The 19711-nt window shown below is 71.4% G+C and carries 18 protein-coding genes; 5 read left to right on the top strand and 13 right to left on the bottom strand.

Annotation, left to right across the window (positions count from 1 at the left end):
* Window positions 1-4: 4 nt before the first annotated feature.
* Entirely contained in the window at window positions 5-1165 is a 1161-nt protein-coding gene (locus ACXJKB_RS08900) for an Mrp/NBP35 family ATP-binding protein (RefSeq protein WP_457187467.1), read from the top strand.
* Window positions 1166-1208: 43 nt separating this feature from the next.
* Entirely contained in the window at window positions 1209-1538 is a 330-nt protein-coding gene (locus ACXJKB_RS08895; protein ID WP_457187465.1) for a sec-independent translocase, read from the top strand.
* A 17-nt stretch (window positions 1539-1555) separates the two neighbouring features.
* Here ACXJKB_RS08895 and ACXJKB_RS08890 read toward each other — a convergent pair whose 3' ends face one another.
* Both ACXJKB_RS08890 and ACXJKB_RS08885 read right to left on the bottom strand, forming a co-directional pair.
* Window positions 1556-2092: a hypothetical protein gene (locus tag ACXJKB_RS08890; RefSeq protein WP_457187463.1), complete on the bottom strand. Its 537-nt coding sequence runs from the start codon at window positions 2090-2092 to the stop codon at window positions 1556-1558.
* A gap of 9 nt (window positions 2093-2101) precedes the next feature.
* A complete protein-coding gene (locus ACXJKB_RS08885; RefSeq protein ID WP_457187461.1) occupies window positions 2102-3157 on the bottom strand; it encodes a hypothetical protein in 1056 nt (351 codons plus the stop codon).
* Between the two features lie 154 nt (window positions 3158-3311).
* Here ACXJKB_RS08885 and ACXJKB_RS08880 point away from each other — a divergent pair, with 154 nt between their 5' ends.
* Complete coding sequence (locus ACXJKB_RS08880; protein WP_457187459.1) at window positions 3312-3989, top strand: LysM peptidoglycan-binding domain-containing protein; 678 nt, start codon at window positions 3312-3314, stop codon at window positions 3987-3989.
* Window positions 3986-4504, top strand: a complete 519-nt coding sequence (locus ACXJKB_RS08875) for an Rv3235 family protein (RefSeq protein WP_457187457.1) — start codon at window positions 3986-3988, stop codon at window positions 4502-4504. Before ACXJKB_RS08880 ends, ACXJKB_RS08875 begins: the two co-directional genes overlap by 4 nt.
* Before the next feature lie 27 nt (window positions 4505-4531).
* Here the strand turns inward: ACXJKB_RS08875 and secA are convergent, their stop codons facing one another.
* From secA to ACXJKB_RS08820, 11 genes are all read right to left on the bottom strand, one after another.
* Window positions 4532-7387 (bottom strand): preprotein translocase subunit SecA, encoded by a 2856-nt coding sequence (gene secA / locus ACXJKB_RS08870; protein ID WP_457187455.1) that lies wholly within the window; start codon window positions 7385-7387, stop codon window positions 4532-4534.
* Window positions 7388-7402: 15 nt separating this feature from the next.
* Complete coding sequence (locus ACXJKB_RS08865) at window positions 7403-8629, bottom strand: winged helix-turn-helix domain-containing protein (protein ID WP_457187454.1); 1227 nt, start codon at window positions 8627-8629, stop codon at window positions 7403-7405.
* 40 nt (window positions 8630-8669) lie between these two features.
* Window positions 8670-9350 (bottom strand): response regulator, encoded by a 681-nt coding sequence (locus ACXJKB_RS08860; protein ID WP_457187452.1) that lies wholly within the window; start codon window positions 9348-9350, stop codon window positions 8670-8672.
* A gap of 44 nt (window positions 9351-9394) precedes the next feature.
* On the bottom strand, window positions 9395-10009 hold the full coding sequence (hpf, locus tag ACXJKB_RS08855; RefSeq protein ID WP_457187450.1) for a ribosome hibernation-promoting factor, HPF/YfiA family: 615 nt from the start codon (window positions 10007-10009) through the stop codon (window positions 9395-9397).
* 435 nt (window positions 10010-10444) lie between these two features.
* Window positions 10445-11161 (bottom strand): ComF family protein, encoded by a 717-nt coding sequence (locus ACXJKB_RS08850; RefSeq protein ID WP_457187447.1) that lies wholly within the window; start codon window positions 11159-11161, stop codon window positions 10445-10447.
* A 58-nt stretch (window positions 11162-11219) separates the two neighbouring features.
* The gene (locus ACXJKB_RS08845) at window positions 11220-12974 is read right to left on the bottom strand and encodes a GerMN domain-containing protein (protein WP_457187445.1); all 1755 of its coding nucleotides are present in this window, start codon (window positions 12972-12974) and stop codon (window positions 11220-11222) included.
* A 20-nt stretch (window positions 12975-12994) separates the two neighbouring features.
* The gene (gene mtrB, locus ACXJKB_RS08840; RefSeq protein ID WP_457187633.1) at window positions 12995-14590 is read right to left on the bottom strand and encodes an MtrAB system histidine kinase MtrB; all 1596 of its coding nucleotides are present in this window, start codon (window positions 14588-14590) and stop codon (window positions 12995-12997) included.
* A 15-nt stretch (window positions 14591-14605) separates the two neighbouring features.
* Complete coding sequence (gene mtrA / locus ACXJKB_RS08835) at window positions 14606-15304, bottom strand: MtrAB system response regulator MtrA (protein ID WP_457187443.1); 699 nt, start codon at window positions 15302-15304, stop codon at window positions 14606-14608.
* A gap of 54 nt (window positions 15305-15358) precedes the next feature.
* Complete coding sequence (ahcY, locus tag ACXJKB_RS08830; protein ID WP_457187441.1) at window positions 15359-16810, bottom strand: adenosylhomocysteinase; 1452 nt, start codon at window positions 16808-16810, stop codon at window positions 15359-15361.
* A 92-nt stretch (window positions 16811-16902) separates the two neighbouring features.
* Window positions 16903-18042 (bottom strand): DUF808 domain-containing protein, encoded by a 1140-nt coding sequence (locus ACXJKB_RS08825; RefSeq protein WP_457187439.1) that lies wholly within the window; start codon window positions 18040-18042, stop codon window positions 16903-16905.
* A 109-nt stretch (window positions 18043-18151) separates the two neighbouring features.
* Window positions 18152-18730 carry a GNAT family N-acetyltransferase gene (locus ACXJKB_RS08820; RefSeq protein ID WP_457187437.1) on the bottom strand — a complete coding sequence of 193 codons (579 nt, stop codon included), beginning with the start codon at window positions 18728-18730 and terminating at the stop codon, window positions 18152-18154.
* A gap of 135 nt (window positions 18731-18865) precedes the next feature.
* Between ACXJKB_RS08820 and ACXJKB_RS08815 the strand changes: the two genes are divergently transcribed.
* Complete coding sequence (locus ACXJKB_RS08815; protein WP_457187435.1) at window positions 18866-19558, top strand: isochorismatase family protein; 693 nt, start codon at window positions 18866-18868, stop codon at window positions 19556-19558.
* The last annotated feature ends 153 nt before the right edge of the window (window positions 19559-19711 follow it).

The following is a 19711-nucleotide window of genomic DNA, read 5'->3' as shown; positions in this document are numbered from 1 at the left end:
CATCATGAGCACCCCCACGCAGCAGCAGGTGATGGACGCCCTGGCGACCGTCAACGATCCCGAGATCAAGCGCCCGATCACCGAGCTGGGAATGGTCGACACCGTCGAGGTGGCCGACGACGGCTCGGTCGCGGTCCACGTGCTGCTGACCGTGGCTGGCTGCCCGCTCAAGGACACCATCAACCGCGACGTCACCGCGGCCGTCACGAAGGTCCCCGGCGTCGCGTCGGTCGACCTCACCCTCGGCGTGATGACCGCCGAGCAGCGCGCCGGCCTCAAGGAGATCCTCAGCGACGGCCGCGCCCAGCGCGAGATCCCGTTCGCCCAGCCCGGCTCGCTGACGAAGGTCTACGCCATCGCCAGCGGCAAGGGCGGCGTCGGCAAGTCGTCGGTCACGGTCAACCTCGCCCTCTCGCTCGCCGCGCAGGGGCTCAAGGTGGGTGTGGTCGACGCCGACATCTACGGCCATTCCGTGCCCGCCATGCTCGGCGTGGCCGACACCCGGCCGACCCAGGTCGACGACCTGATCATGCCCGTGCCCACCCCCAGCGGCGTCTCCGTGATCTCCATCGGCATGCTCAAGCCCCGCCGCGACCAGGTCGTCGCCTGGCGCGGCCCGATGCTCGACCGGGCGCTGGTGCAGATGCTGGCCGACGTCTACTGGGGCGACCTCGACGCCCTGCTGCTCGACCTGCCCCCGGGCACCGGCGACGTGGCGATCTCGCTCGGCCAGCACCTGCCGAGCGCTGAGGTCATCGTCGTCACGACCCCGCAGGAGGCGGCCGCCGAGGTCGCCGAGCGCGCCGGCACCATGGCCTCGATGATGCACCAGCGCGTCGTGGGCGTCGTCGAGAACATGAGCTACCTCCCCTGCCCGCACTGCCCGCCCGAGGACGACCACCGCCTGGAGATCTTCGGCTCCGGCGGTGGGGCTCGCGTCGCCGCGACGCTGTCCGGGCGGTTCGGCTACGACGTGCCGGTCCTGGCGCAGATCCCGATCGACATCTCGCTGCGCGAGGGCGGCGACGTGGGCAAGCCCATCGTCGAGGCCGACCCGACCGCCCCGGCCGCGCGCGAGCTCACCCGGGTCGCCGAGACGCTGTCCGGCCGCGGCCGTGGGCTCGCCGGCATGCAGCTCGGGCTCACCCCGTCCAGCAAGTTCTGACCACTCCGGACCACGGCTCCGGCCAGGCAGTAGGTTCTGAAGCATGTTCGACGTCGGGCTCCTCGAGCTGGCCGTGATCGCCCTCGTGGCGGTCATCGTGCTGGGTCCGGACAAGCTGCCCGACCTCGCGCGCCAGGCCGCCCAGCTGCTCCACCGCGCCCGCGGGCTCGCCACCAACGCCCGCGACGAGCTCCGCAACGAGCTCGGCCCGGACTACTCCGACCTCCAGCTGCGCGACCTCGACCCGCGCACGATCGTGCGCAAGCACATCACCGAGGCCATGGCCGAGGTCGACCGCGAGCAGGCGGAGTCCGCCAAGAAGTCCGCCCTCCCCGACGGCCAGGTCCCGCCCTACGACGTCGAGGCCACCTGACGATTGCGGACGCCGCGTCAGTCCTCGCGGCTCTGCACGGCGACGAGCCCGGCGTACGGCACGAGGAAGACCTCGCCCGAGGTCGCGCGCCCCTCGAGGAAGTCCGCGCCGACACGGTCGACGTACGCCTCGTGGCGGGTGCCGTCGGCCAGGTGCACGAGGCAGCGGGCTCGGGCGTCGGCGAGGCGGCGCAGGGCGGCGCGCAGGCCCAGGCGGTCCACCGGTGACCACGCCACCTCGGGCACCGAGCGCTCGCTCGCCCCGCGTACGCCGGTGACCGCGCGCAGCGGGACGATCCAGTCCTGTCCGGTCGCGTCGAGCAGGCACCACTCCTCCCCCACCCGGGCCAGCCTTCCCTCGAGCCGGCCGACGTGCGGGAGGTCGAGGGCCACGTCGCGGCCCCGTGAGGCCATCAGCCGACTGGCGAGCGTGACGGAGCCGTACTCGGTCCGCGCCCGGTCGGCGAGCTCGGCCTCGCGGTCGACCTCCCACGCTGCGGCCGCCTGCCCCTCGAGGTCGTCGAGCAGCGCGAACAGGTCGTGCTCCCAGGACATGGGGCGAGCCTAGCCAGCGACGTCGACGAGCTCGCAGGTCTTGGTGTCCGGCCGGCACCGGGCCAGCCCCTCGGTCTCACCGGTCGACGAGACAAGCACGGCGAGCAGCTGCCCCGGGGACTCCCAACGGAACCCCGGTACCAGGAACTGCCATCCCTCCGGCGCGGTGAGCGCCCCGGCGTCCGAGCCGTCGCGACGCTGCACCTGCAGCTCGACCGTCCCTGACGCCTCGCCGCCCACCGTCCCCGGCGGGACGTAGGCGACCCACTCCTCGTCGGCCACCAGCACGTCGTGCGTCGGCAGCGGGCCCAGCCGGGTCAGCGTGCCGTCGTCCGCGAGCACCGCGAGGTAGGGAGCCCCCTGGGTCGCGTCGGTCCGGCCGTAGGTCCCCTCGTTGACCACCAGGCCCGCGTCGGTGGCGCCGAGCACGACCTGCCCCGGCGCGGTCTCGGCGAGGTCGACGGTCGCACCGTCGACCAGTGGCCGCCAGAGCCACTGGAAGTCGGGTCCGCCGGCCACGACGAGTCCGTCTGCGGTCACCGCGATCGCGCGCGGCGGCGGACTCATCGCGCCCCGCGGCAGGTCCACGGCGCCGAGGCCCTCGCCGCCCTCCTCGGTGTCGGCACCGACGAGCATCCACCGATGGTCCGACTCGGTCCGGACGTAGGCGACGCGGCCGCCGTCGGCCGAGATCGCGGGCGGCTGGTCGATCTCGCCCTCGATCCTCTGCGGCTCGGCGTCGTAGCCCCACCACCAGGTGCCGTCGTCGCGGAGACCGACCCAGTGGGTGCCGCGGCCTGCCACGGTGTACCAGCGTCCGGCCACCTGCTCGCCACCGACGTGGAGGTCGAGCGCGACGGCCACGGGCAGGTGGGTGTCGGCACTGCTGCTGGGGTCGGGATCGCCGGCGGACGACTCGATCGGCTCCGGGGTCGGCTCCGCGGTGGGCTCGGCCGTCGCTCCGGTGACTGCGGGTGCGTCGCCGCTGTGGTTCGCCCCGCAGCCGGACGTCAGGGTCAGCAGCACGGCCGCAGCCGTAGACCGGGTCCGGGCTCGCGTCGTCATGGTCCTCACCGTCATCGTCCCCCTTCATCCGGGAGACGCCATGACCCCTGCATCGGTTGCCGCGAGCCGGCCGGCACCTTGGGGAGGAGCCGTTGACACACCTGGCGAACACTCGTTGAATGATGCAAACGCACGCAAACGAAAGGATCGCGTGGTGACTCGGGGGTCGATTTGCGCGGCGCGGCCGTACGCCGTCTGGCTCGGCGTCACGGCCGCCGCCGCAGCGGCGGCACACATCGTGCCCGGCACCTGGCGTGCAGCCGCCCACGCGAGTGCCGCCGAGACGCTCCCCCAGACGATGGTCGCCGCCTGCGCCACCGTGCTGGCCCTGTCCCTGGCGTGGCTCTGGGTCGTCACCTCGGTGACGGTCGTCGAGGTCGTGACGGGCGCGGTGCCGCGCAGCGGAGGAGCCACGCGTCGACTGGTGCTGCTCGCGTGCGGCGCGGCCGTGGTCGCCGGTACGGCGCTCCCCGCGCAGGCCTCGAGCGGCGACGGAGCCGAGGTGCTCGTCGGGCTCCCGCTGCCCGAGCGTGCCGCCGCGCCGGACACGTCGGAGCGCCCGGCTGCGCCGGTCGCCTCGATCGCCGCGACGACTGCAGACGCCTACGTGGTCCGGACCGGCGACTCGCTGTGGTCCATCGCCCGCGCGCACCCGGCACCGGCCGGCGACGTCGAGACCCGCTGGCGGGCGATCTGGCGCCACAACCGCGGCGTCGTGGGCGGAGACCCCGACCTGATCCACCCGGGCCAGGCACTCCGCCTGCCCGACACCGACACGAGCACAGAGCCGAGCACCGAGCTGAGCAACGAGAAGGACGGAGAACGACGATGAGCACACCCGACAGCGCCGAGGCCGAGGTCATCACGCTCCGACCGAGCGCCGGCATGGCCAGCGTGCAGGGCGCCCTGGCCCTGGACCTGACTCCGCGCACCGCTCCCCCGCGGCCGCGCCTGCGCAGCACCCGCGCGAGCGACGTGGCCGACCTGGAGCGCGCCTCCCGGGAGCAGGTGGACGCCTTCGTCGGCCGCTACCTGCAGGCCGCCGTCGAGATCGCCGCCGGCGACCGGCAGGTCGCCCAGCTCCTGCGCCACACGGTCCCGGAGGTCTTCGACGCGATGTCGGGCCGCGCCCGGACGGTCACCGCCGCCGGCGGCCTCGCCCCGGGCCGGGTCCGGGGACCCAACCCGGCGCGGCCGGTCGTGGTCGGCGTACGCACCGCCCTGATCCGCAGCGACGCGGTCGAGGCCAGCGCGCACGTGCGCTACGGCCGTCGCTCACGCGCGGTCGCCGCACGATTCGAGGTCGTGCGGGACCGGTGGCAGTGCGTGGCGATCACCTGGGGTTGAGCTCGGGGCTGACGCCCCGTGGGGTGTTCAGCCGCCCATGGTCGCGCGACCCATGGCGCCGCCGGGGGCGCCGTGGCAGCGCTTGAACTTCTGTCCCGAGCCGCAGGGGCACAGCGAGTTGCGACCGACACCGGCGAACGGGTCGTCCTCGGCGCCCGCGGACGCGTGGACCTCGGCCTCACCGTCCTCGGACGGCGCGCTGTAGGACAGGTTCTGCGGACGGTTGGGCTTGTCGAGGCCCTTGGCCCGGATGGTGGGCGTGTGCTGGTGCGGCTGCTGCGGCTGGGCACCGGGCGCATGGGCCGCCGCCTGCGCGAAGTCGATCTGCGGGGTGGACGCGGAGACCTGGGGAGCGACCGGCTGGGCCTGCACCTCGTCGTCCTCGTCGTCCTCGACCTCGACCTGGAGGTTGAAGAGGAAGCCGACCGACTCCTCCTTGATGCCGTCCATCATCGCGGCGAACATGTCGAAGCCCTCGCGCTGGTACTCCACGAGCGGGTCGCGCTGGGAGTAGGCCCGCAGGTAGATGCCCTCGCGGAGGTAGTCCATCTCGTAGAGGTGCTCGCGCCACTTGCGGTCGAGCACGGAGAGGACGACGCGGCGCTCGAGCTCGCGCTGCACCTCCTCGCCCATCTCGTCCTCGCGGCGGTCGTAGGCCTCCTGCACGTCCTTCTGCAGGTCCTCGACGAGCTTCTCGCGGCCGAGGCCCTCGACCCCTCCGGCCTCCTTGACGAGGCCCTCCTTGGTCAGGCCGACCGGGTAGAGCTGGTTGAGCGCGGTGAACAGGCCGTCGAGGTCCCAGTCCTCGGCGTAGCCCTCGGTCGCGCCGCGGACGTAGCCCGCGATCACGTCGTCGAGGAAGCCGCGGATCTGCTCGCCCAGGTCGGCGCCCTCGAGCACCCGGCGGCGCTCGGCGTAGATCACCTCGCGCTGGCGGCTCATCACGTCGTCGTACTTGAGCACGTTCTTGCGCGACTCGAAGTTCTGCGACTCGATGTTGGCCTGGGCGCCGGCGATGGCGTTGCTGACGCGCTTGGCGTCGATCGGCACGTCGTCAGGCACCTTGAGCACGGTGAGGATGCGGTCGACCCACTCCGACTTGAACAGGCGCATCATCTCGTCCTGCAGCGACAGGTAGAACCGGGACTCGCCCGGGTCGCCCTGACGGCCGGAACGACCGCGGAGCTGGTTGTCGATGCGACGCGACTCGTGACGCTCGGTGCCCACGACGTAGAGGCCGCCGAGGTCCCTGACCTCGTCGTGCTCGGCCGCGACCTGTGCCTTGATGCGCTCGACCATGGCGGGCCAGGCGGCGTCGTAGTCCTCCGGCGCCTCGACCGGGTCCAGGCCCTGCTTGCGCAGCTCCTGGTCGGCCAGGAAGTCGACGGACCCGCCGAGCATGATGTCGGTGCCTCGACCGGCCATGTTGGTGGCGACGGTGACCGAGCCCCGGTGGCCGGCGAGCGCGACGACCTTGGCCTCGTCGGCGTGCTGCTTGGCGTTGAGGACGGTGTGCGGGATGCCGCGCTTGCGCAGCAGGTTGGAGAGGTACTCCGACTTCTCGACCGAGACGGTGCCGATCAGGATCGGCTGGCCCTTCTCGTGGCGCTCACGGATGTCGTCGGCGACGGCCTCGTACTTGGCCTCCTCGGTGCGGTAGACCAGGTCGACGTTGTCGAGGCGCTGCATCGGGCGGTTCGTCGGGATCGGGACCACGCCGAGCTTGTAGATCTTGTCGAACTCCGAGGCCTCGGTCATGGCCGTACCGGTCATGCCGGAGAGCTTCTCGTAGAGGCGGAAGTAGTTCTGGAGCGTGATCGTGGCGAGGGTCTGGTACTCCTCGCGGACGGTCACGCCCTCCTTGGCCTCGATGGCCTGGTGCAGGCCGTCGTTATAGCGACGACCGGACAGGATGCGGCCGGTGTGCTCGTCGACGATGAGCACCTCGCCGTCCATGACGACGTACTCCTTGTCGTTGCGGAACAGCTCCTTGGCCTTGATGGAGTTGTTGAGGAACGAGATGAGCGGGGTGTTGACCGAGTCGTAGAGGTTGTCGATCCCGAGGTGGTCCTCGACCTTGGTGATGCCGGGCTCGAGCACCGAGATGGTGCGCTTCTTCTCGTCGACCTCGTAGTCGACGTCCTTGACGAGGGTGCGCGTGAGCTTGGAGAACTCGGCGTACCACTTGACCTCGTCCTGGGTCGGGCCGCTGATGATCAGCGGGGTCCGTGCCTCGTCGATGAGGATCGAGTCGACCTCGTCGACGATGGCGAAGTTGTGGCCGCGCTGCACGCACTCCTCGACCGAGTCGGCCATGTTGTCGCGCAGGTAGTCGAAGCCGAGCTCGTTGTTGGTGCCGTACGTGATGTCGCAGGCGTAGGCCTCGCGGCGCTCCGCCGGGCGCATCGACGGCAGGATCACGCCGGTGGTCAGGCCGAGGAAGTGGTGCACGCGGCCCATCTGCTCGGACTGGAACTTGGCGAGGTAGTCGTTGACCGTGACCACGTGCACGCCCTTGCCGGCGAGCGCGTTGAGGTAGGAGGGCAGCACGGCGACGAGCGTCTTGCCCTCACCGGTCTTCATCTCGGCGATGTTGCCGAGGTGGAGCGCCGCCGCGCCCATGACCTGCACGTCGAAGGGCCGCATGCCCAGCACGCGCTTGCTCGCTTCCCGGACGGTGGCGAAGGCCTCCGGCATCAGGTCGTCGAGGCTTTCCCCGTTGGCGAACCGCTCGCGGAACTCGTCGGTCATCCCGCGGAGCTCGTCGTCGGTCATCTTGACGAAGTCGTCCTCGATGGCGTTGACGGCCTTGGAGACGGACTCGAGCTCACGGAGGATCTTGCCCTCGCCGATGCGGAGGAGCTTGTCGATGATGGCAGGCACGAGTGGTAACTGTACCTACCTCGCCAACGGGTCTCCCAATGCGTGCGACAGGTCGCCCCGCTCGCCCACCACGACGTCGTCCAGACCGAGCCAGTCGGCCATCCTGCGCAGCTCGCCGGCCAGCTCGTGGGCGGTCTCCGGCGGGGCGCCCGGCTCGGCGAACGCGCCCTGGACGAGCAGGCGTCCGGTGGCCCGGTCGGCCTTGAGGTCGACCCGCCCGACCAGCCGGTCGCCGAGGAGGAACGGCAGCACGTAGTAGCCGTGCACGCGCTTCTCGGCGGGGACGTAGATCTCGATCCGGTAGAAGAAGTCGAAGAGGGCCTCGGCGCGCGCCCGCTCCCACACCAGCGGGTCGAACGGGCTGAGCAGCGTGCGGGCCGCCACCCGCCGCGGGAGCCGGGCGTCGCGGTGGAGGTAGGCCTGCCGCTTCCACCCCTGCACCGCCACGGGGGTCAGCTCGCCGGACTCGACGAGCTCGTCGATCGCCACCTTGACGCTCGCCTTCCCGGGCGTGGGCTGGAGCCGCAGGCGGTAGTAGTCGGCCAGGCAGGGGCCGCTCGCCACGCCGTGCGAGCGCGCGGCACGGCGTACGAGCTCGGTGACGGCCTCCTGCGGCGTCGGCGTCGGTGCGGCGAGCACGCTCGCGGGCAGGACCCGCTCGGGCACGTCGTAGACCACCTCGAACTGGCTGTTGCGCCCGGCGACGGCGACGTCGCCCACGAGGTAGAGGTAGTCGAGGACCTTGCGGGCCTCGGACCAGTTCCAGCCCCAGTGCTGCTTGGTGCGCGGACCGGTGCTGAAGTCGTCCTCGAGGTCGCGCGCGGTGACCGGGCCCCGGTCGCGCACGGCGTCGAGCACCTGCGGCTCGAGCGACGCATCCGCGGTGAAGCCCCACTTGCCCCGCTCGCCGCGGTACTTCTCCATCCGGTGGCGCATCAGCGGCCACAGCTCGACCGGCATCAGCGCCTGGACGTGCGCCCAGTACTCGACGAGCCGGCGCGGTCGGCGTGGGGTGCCGTGCTGGGCGCGGCACAGCAGGTCGACGTCGTAGGGCCCCATCCGCGAGTAGAGCGGCATGAAGTGGGCGCGCTGGAGGACGTTGACCGAGTCGACCTGCAGGACGCCGGTGCGCGCCAGCGTGCGGTCGAACGTCGCCATCGTGGGCGTGGCGTGGGGCCGGTCGGTGAAGCCCTGGGCTGCCAGGGCGATCCGGCGGGCCTGGAGCTGCGTGAGCTGGTCCACGCGTGAACTCAACCAGACGGGTACGACACCGCCTGCACGATCAGGGCAGGTCGAGGAGCTTCTCGCGCATGGCGTACATGACTGCCTCCATGCGGGAGTGGAGCTGCAGCTTCTCCAGGATGTTGCGGACGTGGTTCTTGACCGTGTTCTCGGAGATGAACAGCTCCTTGGCGACCTCACGGTTGTTGAGCCCCTTGGCGACGAGGCGCAGCACCTCGAGCTCGCGATCGGTGAGCCGCAGGGCCGGGCCCTGCTCGCGCTCGGGCTTCGACATCTGCTTGAACTCGTCGATGAGCTTGACGGCCATGGAGGGGCTGATCAGGGACTGGCCCTCGTTGACCACGCGGATCGCCTGGGCGACCTCCTCGATGGAGGAGTCCTTGAGCAGGTAGCCGGCGGCACCGTTCTTGACCGACTCGTAGAGGTCGGCCTCTTCGTCGGAGACGGTGAGCATGATGATCTTGGTGGCCGGCACGGCCTCCTTGATCGCGCGACAGGCCTCGACGCCGGTGCGGCGCGGCATCCGTACGTCGAGCAGGATCACGTCGGGCGCGGTGGTGATCGCCAGCTCGGTGGCTGTGATGCCGTCGGCGGCCTCGCCGACCACCTCGATGTCGATGTCTCCACCCAGCAGCATGATGAGGCCACGACGGAAGAGTTCCTGGTCGTCGACGACCAGGACGCGGACGGGTTCGGTCCCAGCTGATGTTGCCTCGGTCACGCGCGCATCATGTCATGCGCGCGCGACCGGGGGCAGTGGACGGTTCAGTCCACCTCGAGCGAGATGACTCCGTAGTCGTAGCCGCGGCGGCGGTAGACCACCGACGGCCGCTCGCTCTCCTTGTCCACGAAGAGGTAGAAGTCGTGCCCGACGAGCTCCATTTCGTAGAGGGCCTGGTCGAGGGTCATCGCGATCGCGGTGTGCGACTTCTCGCGGACCACGAGCGGTCCGTCACCCGTCACCGTGATCGGACCGACCTTGCGCTCGACGACTCCCTCGTCGCCGGCGGAGGCGTCCTCGACCTCCGGCAACGAGGCGAGGGCCTCGCCCACGCCGACGTGCGCGTTGCGTCCCTTGTGCACGCGGCGGCGGTCGGCCGCGCGACGCATCTGGGCCTGCATCTTGTCGAGGGCAAGGTCGAGGGCACCCATCTTGTCCTCGGCGGCAGCCTCGGCGCGGATCACCGGCCCCTTGGAGAAGGCCGTGAGCTCGACCTTCGTCGAGCGGTCGTGCTGGCGGGGGTTCTTCTCGAGCTCCACCTCCACCTGGACGCGCATGATGCGGTGATCGTGCTTCTCCAGACGGCTGAGCTTCTCGGACACGTGCTCGCGGAACCGGTCGGACACCTCGCAGTGCCGTCCCGTGACCACAACCTCCATGTGAACCTCCTCAACTAGCGAACGGTCCGCACCCCTCCATTTCGCCGCGGCGGAACGCCCGCCGGGGCAGGGTGGGATGGAGCCCGCCCGGCCGACCTGGTCTTCGACCCCACAACCGCCTGCTGAAGCGTTCGCAACTTCTCCGTCACTACTGGCCTTCTCCCGGCGTCCGGCACATCTGGTGCCGGCGACGAGGCAGGACTTACTTCTAAGCCGCACCGTGATCGTCCGACGGGCGTCGTGCTGCAGAGCAGCGCGGTGCCCGGGGACTTACGTGGACCGTTTCGCCTGCGACTGGCATCGGCTTGCCACGGGTCTGGCCTGTCGCTGCACCTCGCGGTGCCGCGCACAGCCCTCTCCGTGACGCAACCACGGACCCGGGCGGACTCCATGACAAGACGCTAGCCCCTCAACCGCATCGGGCCAACCGTGGGGTCACCTGTCGGTCTGGGACATCTGGCCCCCAGGCCCGGCGCGCCGCCGGGTGGCCGCCACCGCAGCGACCGCGACGGGCGGCAGGCCGACCGCCTCGAGGGCCCGCTGGGCCTCACGGGCGGTCGATCCGGTGGTCAGCACGTCGTCGCAGACGAGGACGTGGGCCCGGCTCCACCGGCGGCCGACCCGTGCGAGCGCGGCGGAGGGACAGTGCATCGAGCCGGCCATGTTGGTGGCCCGGTCCCCCGCGTCGAGACCGGCCTGGTCGGCGGCCCCGCGCGAGACCAGCAGCGGCGCGACCGCCGAGGGTCGCTCGCGACGTACGCGGGACGCGGCCCGGCGCACGAGCGCCTCGGTGGCCTCGTAGCCGCGACGACGGCCGGCACCCGGCCGCGACGGCACGGGGACCAGCAGCAGCGGCACCGCGGGGTCGAGGTCGGCGGCGGCGCCGTGGACCGCCTGCGCGAGCAGGTCGCCCAGCACCCGCCGGTGGCCCCACTGGCCGCGGTCCTTGTGCCCCACCACCAGCGCTCGCACGGCACCGTCGTACGCCTCCGCGACCCAGGGCGTCACGAGCCCGTCGGGCACGGGTGCCGGCCACGCCACCCGTGGCCGGCCGGACAGGCCGTCGCGGCAGCCCGGGCAGAGCATCCGGCCCGGCAGGTCGCACCCCACGCACCGGCTGCCGAGGAACAGGTCGAGGGCCTCGTCGAGCACCCGGCCATGCCAGCAGCAGGTGTCGTACGACGGCAACCGCAGGCGCGGCGCCTGTGGATCAGCCGACGTAGGTGAGCGATGTCAGTCCGGGCGGCAGGTCGGGCACCGAGCGCTCGGGCCGCGTGAGGGCGAACACCGAGCGTCCAGCCACGGCGTAGGCCTCGACGAGGTCCACCGGGGTGGACACGAGCGTGCGGATGCGACCGCGCAGGGTCGTCGTGCCGCCGGTCGAGATCTCGCCCGGGGCCCCGTCGACGGAGACCGTGCGCACCTGCGAGAGCCCCTCGGTGATGATGTCCCTCAGCACCGAGACCGTCGTGGGCGAGCGCCAGGCGATGTCCCGGATGCGCGCGGTGCCCTCCGCGGGCTCAGGCAGCACCTGCGGCCCGGTGAACCCGGTCACGGCTCCGCCGGAGTCGTGCCGGACCCGCACCGAGACGACACGGTCCGCCTTGCCGGTCCGCACGACGGCCACCAGCCGGCTGCCGTCGCGCGAGACGATCAGCTCGGTGAGCCGGCGCCCGGTGAACCCCGGCACGGCCACCTCCGCGGCCGCCCCGTCGACGACCTGGAACACCCGCGCGCGGCCGTTGTTGCGGTCGAGCACCCAGATGCGGTCGCGGTAGTCCCAGTGCGGTGCGGCCAGGTCGACGGCCTCGAAGATGACGGTCGCCACCTCCCCGGAGGGCGACTCGGTCGGCGCCACCACCAGGTCCGTGCCCGTGGAGGTGACCCCCGCCACCCGGACGCCGGAGAGGCTGGCGCCGATGGAGCGCAGGTCGTAGCCGGACTCCTCCTGCCCGAGCGGGCCGAGTGTGGGCAGGAGCTCGCCCATCGGACCGGTGACGACACGTCCCTGGTCCAGCGCGAACAGGTCGGTGGTGGCGGGCACACCATTGGGGTCGTAGCCGCTGCCGAACTGCAGGCTGACCTGCGGGGAGCCGCTGGGCCCGACGATCGTCCGGCCCCCGATGCTGAGCTGGACGGCGCCGATGCGCGGCTCCTGCCGGAGCGTCCAGACGAGCTGGGCCAGCATCCGCTGCGCGGTCAGCTCGTCCACCGCGTCGGGGTCGCCGGAGAGGGAGACCTGCGCGACGCCGGAGGTGATCGGCACCGAGAGACCGTGCGTGGTGCCCGGTGGGAAGTAGCTGCGCGTGACGTCCTGCAGGTCCGAGGACGACCGGGTCAGCAGCCCGCGCACCAGCGACGACGCGAACTGGTCACCGCGGGGCACGAACACCGGCTCGGGGACCATGATCTCGGTCGTGGGGTCGAAGTAGTAGAGCGAGGCCCGCTCGTACCAGTCGTCGAACCACGTCTCCGGCACGATGAGGGCGTCGGGCACCTCGTCGATGCGCCACTCGCCGTCCTCCTTGACCAGGCCGATGGACAGGGTGGTGCCGCCGCGGGTCCGCTGCCAGGCGCCGCGCGCGTCGTAGGTGTTGACGTCGTTCAGCGACACCCGGACCGCGGTGCCGGCCGTCGGGTCGCCGAGCTCGGCGTAGGTGATGATCTGCTGCTCGGGCACCCACGCCTCCGCCGCCTCCCGGGAGAGGAACTGGCGTGCCACGCTGACGCTGACCGGCGTGGCCTTCATCGCCTCGAAGAACCCCTCGACCACCTCACCTGTGGCCTGCCCGGCCTGCGGGGGCCGGGGGTCAAAGGAGATGCCGGGCGCGTCCTGGGACCCGCCGGTGCCCTCCGACTCGACCACCGGTCCGGAGGTCGGCATCCGCACGCAGCCCGCCAGCAGCGCGGCCACGGCGACCAGGCCGAGCACGCGCGCCACCCGGACGGCGCGACGGCTCGTCATGCCGTCTCTCATGCCGTCTCTCATACCGTCTCCCGGGCGTCGACGGGGACCAGCGGCAGCGGCGAGTGGCGCAGCTGGGTGCCGAGCCGGCGGGGCAGGGTCAGGCGGAACTGGGCACCCTCGCCGGGACGGCCCCACGCCTGGAGCCACCCTCCGTGCAGGTGGGTGTCCTCGAGCGAGATCGACAGGCCGAGCCCGGTGCCGCCGCTGGTGCGGGCCCGCGCCGGGTCGGCGCGCCAGAACCGGTTGAAGACCATCGCGGACTCCCCCGGCCCGAGGCCCACGCCGTGGTCGCGGACCGCGATGGCAGCGGACTGGAGGTCGGCGCCGACGAAGATCTCGACGTCGCGGCACTCCGCGTGGTCGATGGCGTTGGTGACGAGGTTGCGCACGATCCGCTCCACCCGGCGTACGTCGGCCTCCGCGACGCACGGGGTGCCGGGGTCGTGCAGCACCACGCGGGTGTCGCGCTGGGCGGCGAGCACCGAGGTCATGTCGACGACGCGCCGGACCACGTCGACCAGGTCGACGTCCTCGGTCTCGAGCACGGCGGCACCGGCGTCGAAGCGGCTGATCTCGAGGAGGTCGGCCAGGAGCGTCTCGAAGCGGTCGAGCTCCTTCTGGAGCAGCTCGGCGGCGCGACCGGTGACCGGGTCGAGGAACGGCCTGGCGTCGTGGATGACGTCGCTGGCCATCCGCACGGTGGTGATCGGCGTGCGCAGCTCGTGGGAGACGTCGGAGACGAAGCGCCGCTGGAGCCGGCTGAGCTCCTCGAGCTGGCGGATCTGCTTCTGGAGGTTGGAGGCCATCTGGTTGAACGACGTCGCGAGCCGCGCCAGGTCGTCCTCGCCGGTGACGCGCAGGCGCTCCTGGAGCTGCCCGGCGGCCAGGCGCTCGGCGACCCGGCGGGCCATCCGGATCGGGGTCACCACCTGCCGGGTCACCAGCCACGTCAGCAGCGCGACGAGCAGCAGCAGCGGGACACCGGCGACGAGCATCGCCCGCGAGACGAGCGCGAGCGTCTCCTCCTGCTCGGCCAGCGGGTAGAGGTAGTAGAGCGTGTAGGTGTTGTCGTCGGCCGGGAGCCGGACCTGGCTGCCGACCACGATGCCGGGGCCGTCGGGGAGGCCCTGGATCGGCCGCGTCGTGCGGATGTCGGTGAAGGTCCAGGCCGTCGGGGAGAGCGAGTCGAAGCGGGCCTCGAGGGTCTCCGGGACGCTGGCCAGGTCGAGGCCCTCGGTGAACTTCGCGCCGCCGTCGGCCAGCCGGACGCCCTCGTCGACCGGCGGGGACAGCACCACGGCGAAGCCACGCGTGCTCCCGCGCGCCTGGATCGGCTCGACGAGCGCCTGCTGCTGGGCCGACTCGTCGGCATCGATGCCGGGCGTGGCGGCCAGCGCCGCGCGGGCGGCCTCGGTCTCGCCCTCCGCCTCCTGCACCACGGCCTCGACCCGGTGGTCGAGCAGCCCGTCACGGGTCTGCTGCATGAGGAACCAGCCGACGATGCCGACGACCGCCGCCGAGAGCAGGAGCGTGCTCACCACGACGCGCGCCTGCACCGAGCGCCGCCAGAAGGCGGGCCCGTGCCGCAGCACCGGCGGGAGCCGGTCACGCATGCTCACCGGTGGCTCCTAGGACTTGCCGGCCTTGTAGCCCACGCCCCGGACGGTCACGACGACCTCCGGGTTCTCCGGGTCGTGCTCGACCTTGGAGCGCAGGCGCTGGACGTGCACGTTGACCAGCCGGGTGTCGGCGCTGTGGCGGTAGCCCCAGACCTGCTCGAGCAGCACCTCCCGCGTGAAGACCTGCCACGGCTTGCGCGCGAGGCACACCAGCAGGTCGAACTCGAGCGGGGTGAGGTTGATCGGCTCGCCCGCACGGGTCACCGAGTGGCCCGCCACGTCGATCGACACGTCACCGATCGTCAGCCCCTCGCCGGGGGTGACGTCGTTGCGGCGCACCCGCGCACGGACTCGCGCGATGAGCTCCTTGGGCTTGAACGGCTTGACGATGTAGTCGTCGGCACCGGACTCCAGGCCAACGACCACGTCGATGGTGTCGCCCTTCGCGGTGAGCATCACGATCGGCACGCCGGACTCGGCGCGGATCTCCTTGCAGACGTCGATGCCGTCCTTGCCGGGAAGCATCAGGTCGAGCAGCACCAGGTCCGGCCGGTAGTCGCGGAACGCGTCGAGGGCCACGTCACCGCGCCCCACGATGCGGCTGTCGAACCCCTCCTGGCGCAGGACGATGGACAACATCTCCGCCAGGGAGGGGTCGTCGTCGACCACGAGCACGCTGCCACGCGCTGGTTCGGCGAAGTCGGTCATGGCGCCATTCTATTGGGGCACCACGACCGACCTCAGCCGAACGCGTGCGCTTGCTCAGTAGCGGTAGTGCTCGGGCTTGTACGGACCCTCGACCGGGACGCCCAGGTAGGCGGCCTGCTCCTTGGAGAGCTCGGTCAGCTCGACGCCGAGGGCGTCGAGGTGCAGCCGGGCGACCTCCTCGTCGAGGTGCTTGGGCAGCACGTGCACGCCCAGCTCGTAGGAGTCGGCCTTGGTGAACAGGTCGACCTGGGCCAGCACCTGGTTGGTGAAGGAGTTCGACATGACGAACGACGGGTGGCCGGTGGCGTTGCCCAGGTTGAGCAGGCGGCCCTCCGACAGCACGATGATCTTCTTGCCGGGCTTGTCGTCCTCGCTGGGGAAGATCCACTGGTGGACCTGCGGCTTGATCTCGTCCTTGACGATGCCGGGGATCCTGGCGAGGCCCGCCATGTTGATCTCGTTGTCGAAGTGGCCGATGTTGCCGACGATCGCCTGGTGCTTCATCTTGTGGAAGTGCTCGACGGTGATGATGTCGAAGTTTCCGGTCGTGGTGATGAAGATGTCGGCGGTCTCGACGACCGAGTCGAGGCGCTTGACCTCGTAGCCGTCCATCGCGGCCTGCAGCGCGCAGATGGGGTCGATCTCGGTGACGATGACGCGGGCACCCTGGCCGCGCAGCGACTCCGCGGAACCCTTGCCGACGTCGCCGTAGCCGCAGACGACGGCGACCTTGCCGCCGATCATCACGTCGGTGGCGCGGTTGATGCCGTCGACGAGCGAGTGGCGGCAGCCGTACTTGTTGTCGAACTTGGACTTGGTGACCGAGTCGTTGACGTTGATCGCCGGGAACAGGAGGGTGCCCTCCTTGAAGCGCTCGTAGAGCCGCAGCACGCCGGTCGTGGTCTCCTCGGAGACTCCCTTGACCATGGGGGCGCGCTTGGTCCAGCGCTGCGGGTCGGCCTCGAGCGAGCGGGCCAGGACGCGCAGCACCTCCTTGAACTCCTCGTTGTCGGTGGAGTCCTGCGACGGGACGGCGCCCGCCTTCTCGTACTCGACACCGAGGTGCAGCAGCATGGTGATGTCGCCGCCGTCGTCGAGCAGCATGTTGGGGCCGCCCTCGGCGAAGTCGAAGACCTTCTCGGCCTCGTCCCAGTACTCGGCGAGGCTCTCACCCTTCCACGCGAAGACCGGCACGCCCTTCGGGTCCTCGGGGGTGCCCCCCGTGGACGGGTGGCCGACGACGACCGCGGCAGCGGCGTGGTCCTGGGTGGAGAAGATGTTGCAGGTGGCCCAGCGGATGTCCGCGCCGAGGGCCGCGAGGGTCTCGATCAGCACGGCGGTCTGGATCGTCATGTGAAGCGAGCCCGCGATGCGCGCGCCCGTGAGGGGCTGCTCCTTGCCGTAGCGCTCGCGCATGGCCATCAGGCCCGGCATCTCGTGCTCGGCGAGCTCGATCTCCTTGCGGCCGTAGGCGGCGAGGTTGAGGTCGGCGACCTTGAAGTCCATCGGTTGTCTCCTGGTGTGGTGGAGCCGTCTGCGCCGCACATCTGTGCGTCCTCGGGATCTCCCGCGCGGACCAGAAGAGAGTAGGACCGCCCTCAGCGATTCGGAGAATCCTCGGGGGGCGGGTCGGTGGAGGTCGATCCGGTCGCGCCGCCACGCCCCTCGGAGCCCGTCGGGACGTGGTCCGCAGCGTGCTCGCCGCCGTGCTCGTCCCCGTGCTCGCTGCCGTGCTCGTCGCCGTGACCACCGACGCCGACCGCGCGCAGGGCGTACAGCACCACGAACCCGACCACGAGGCCGACGAGGGCGGAGACGAGGGTGTTGAGCAGCCACCCGACGAGGGCGCCCAGCGCCCCGCCGATCGCGTGGTGCACGTCCTCCTCCCAGTGGTGGAGGAGGTCGTACGGCGCGTGCAGGGCGTCGCCGATGGCGGTGCCCTCGAGCAGGCCGTCGTGGCCGCCGATCTCGTAGAGGCTGACGAGGAAGATGTGGCCACCGACCCAGAGCATGGCCAGCGTGCCGATGAGGGAGATGCCGGCGAGCAGCTTCGGCATGAAGCCGACCATCCCGAGGCCGATCCGCTGGGAGGCCCGGGAGTCGCGCTTGGACAGGGCGAGGCCGACGTCGTCCATCTTCACGATCAGCGCGACGACGCCGTAGACGAGGACGGTGATCAGCACCGCGACGACCGCCAGCACGATCGCGCGCATCCAGATGCTCGCGTCGGGATCGGAGCTGACGACCTCCTTGAGCGCGATCACCATGATCTCGGCGCTGAGGATGAAGTCGGTGCGCACGGCGTTGGCGATGGTGCGCTTCTCGTGCTCGGGGGTGAACTCCCCCACCTCCGACACGTCCTCCTCGGCCTCGGTGGAGTGCCCGGTGAGACGCTCGTGCACCTTGTGGGCGCCCTCGTAGGCGAGGAAGCCACCACCGAAGATCAGGATCACCGGCAGCAGCCACGGGAGGAACTGCCCGAGCAGCACCGCGGCGGGGAGGATGAAGAGCAGCTTGTTGCGCAGGGAGCCGATGGCGATCTGCTTGATGATCGGCAGCTCGCGGTCCGCGGCCGACCCGTGGAGGTACTGCGGGGTCACGGCGGTGTCGTCGACCACGACGCCGGCGGCCTTGGCGCTGGCCCGACCCGCGGCAGCACCGACGTCGTCCACGCTGGCTGCTGCGATGCGCGCGAGCGCGGCGACGTCGTCGAGGAGGGCGAACAGTCCGCCGGCCATGGGCGATCCTTCGGGTCAAGTGCGTCGGTGGTGCATCCGGTGGGCTGCAGCCTATCGGCGCGGCGTACGCCGTCGTGCCCCGCCGACTGCCTGCACCGGAGGGCCGGGCTCAGGCCTCCACGGTGCGGCGCATCACCCAGCGCCACTTGGCGATCCTGCGGTCACGGACGAAGCCGAGCTCCTCGTAGAGCGACTCCGGGCCGGTGTGCAGGTAGGCGCCGCGCTGCGGCTTCCGGTCGACGACCTGCTCCGGGTAGGCCTCGACCACTCCCCCGCCGGCCGCGGCGATCTCCGTGAGGACGGCCGACACCGCGGCGCGCGCGACGCCCTTCCCGCGGTGCTTGCTGCCGGTGAAGATGCAGCCGATCCGCCACTGCGGCAGGGCCGCGAGCTCCGCCTCGTAGGCCTTGGCGTTCTTGATGTGCGGGAGCTCGTCAGGCGTCCCGAACTGGCACCACCCGACCACGTCGTCGCCTTCGTACACCAGCACCTGGTGCACGGTGCCCCTGTCGGTGTGCGCCCGTTTGGCGATCCTGTGGTCGTCGGCGGTCCCGGCCAGGCCCTCGGGGTGGAAGCCGATGCACCAGCACCCGCCCCACACGCCGTTGTTGGCCTCGACGAGGGCCGCGAAGTCGGCCCAGGTCTCCGGGGTGAGGAGCCTGGTGTCGTACGACGGCGCGTCGGTCATGTCGCCACTGTGGTGCGAGTTCCGGACGAACCTGGGTCGTAGGCGTAGGTCAGCAGCTCGGCGTGCGGCGGCTCGTCGGCGCGCATCCGGCGCAGCACGTCCTCGGAGGCCATGCAGGGACAGTAGCCTCGCCGGATGTCGACACCGTCGCCCTCGGACCTGCCTGACACGGCCGACCACGCCTGGCTCGTCGAGGAGCGGGAGTACGCCCGGCACGAGGCCCGACGCGGCCGACGGCACGCCTTCCAGCACCTCGACCCGCGACGCACCGCGCTCGTGGTGGTCGACCTGGTGCCGTTCTTCGTCCGCGAGTCGGCGTACGTCCGCGGGATCGTGCCGCGCGTCGAGCGGCTGGCCTCCGCCCTCCGCTCGGCGGGAGGTGTGGTCGCGTGGGTGGTCCCCGGCTACGCGCCACCGAGCGCCAAGGACCGCGAGTTCTTCGGCGACGAGGTGGCCGAGCGCTACGCCCGGTCCGGCGGCGACGGTCCGCCGAGGTCGCGCGTGGACCCCTCGCTCGACGTCGCCCCGGACGACCTGGTCGTCGAGAAGACCGCGCGGAGTGCGTACTCCCCCGGGTCCTCCGACCTCCCCGCCCTCCTCGCGGCGCGCGACGTCGACACGCTCGTGGTGACGGGCACCGTCACCAACGTCTGCGTCGAGGACACCGTGCGCGACGCCAGCACTGCCGGCCTGCGGGTCATCCTCGTCGCGGACGCGTGTGCGGCGATGCGCGACCGGGACCACAACGCCACCCTCCACGTCGTCCACCGCTCGTACGGCGACGTACGGCCCGCCGCCGAGGTGCTCGACCTGATCGCCGGGCGGTAGGTCGACGTTCACTCGCACCAGGTACGAGCGAAGGGGACGTCAGCGCGCTTCTCGGCGGTGGTGGAGGGAGGACGGGGTCCCGTGACGAAACCCGTCCAGAAGGGGTGGCCAGGAATTGTCCACAGCCACGGCGGACCCATGGCCAGTGTCGGT

Source organism: Nocardioides sp. P5_E3 (assembly GCF_054049275.1).
The sequence above is the reverse complement of the archived record's forward strand: the minus strand, read 5'-3'. Positions and strand labels throughout refer to the sequence as shown.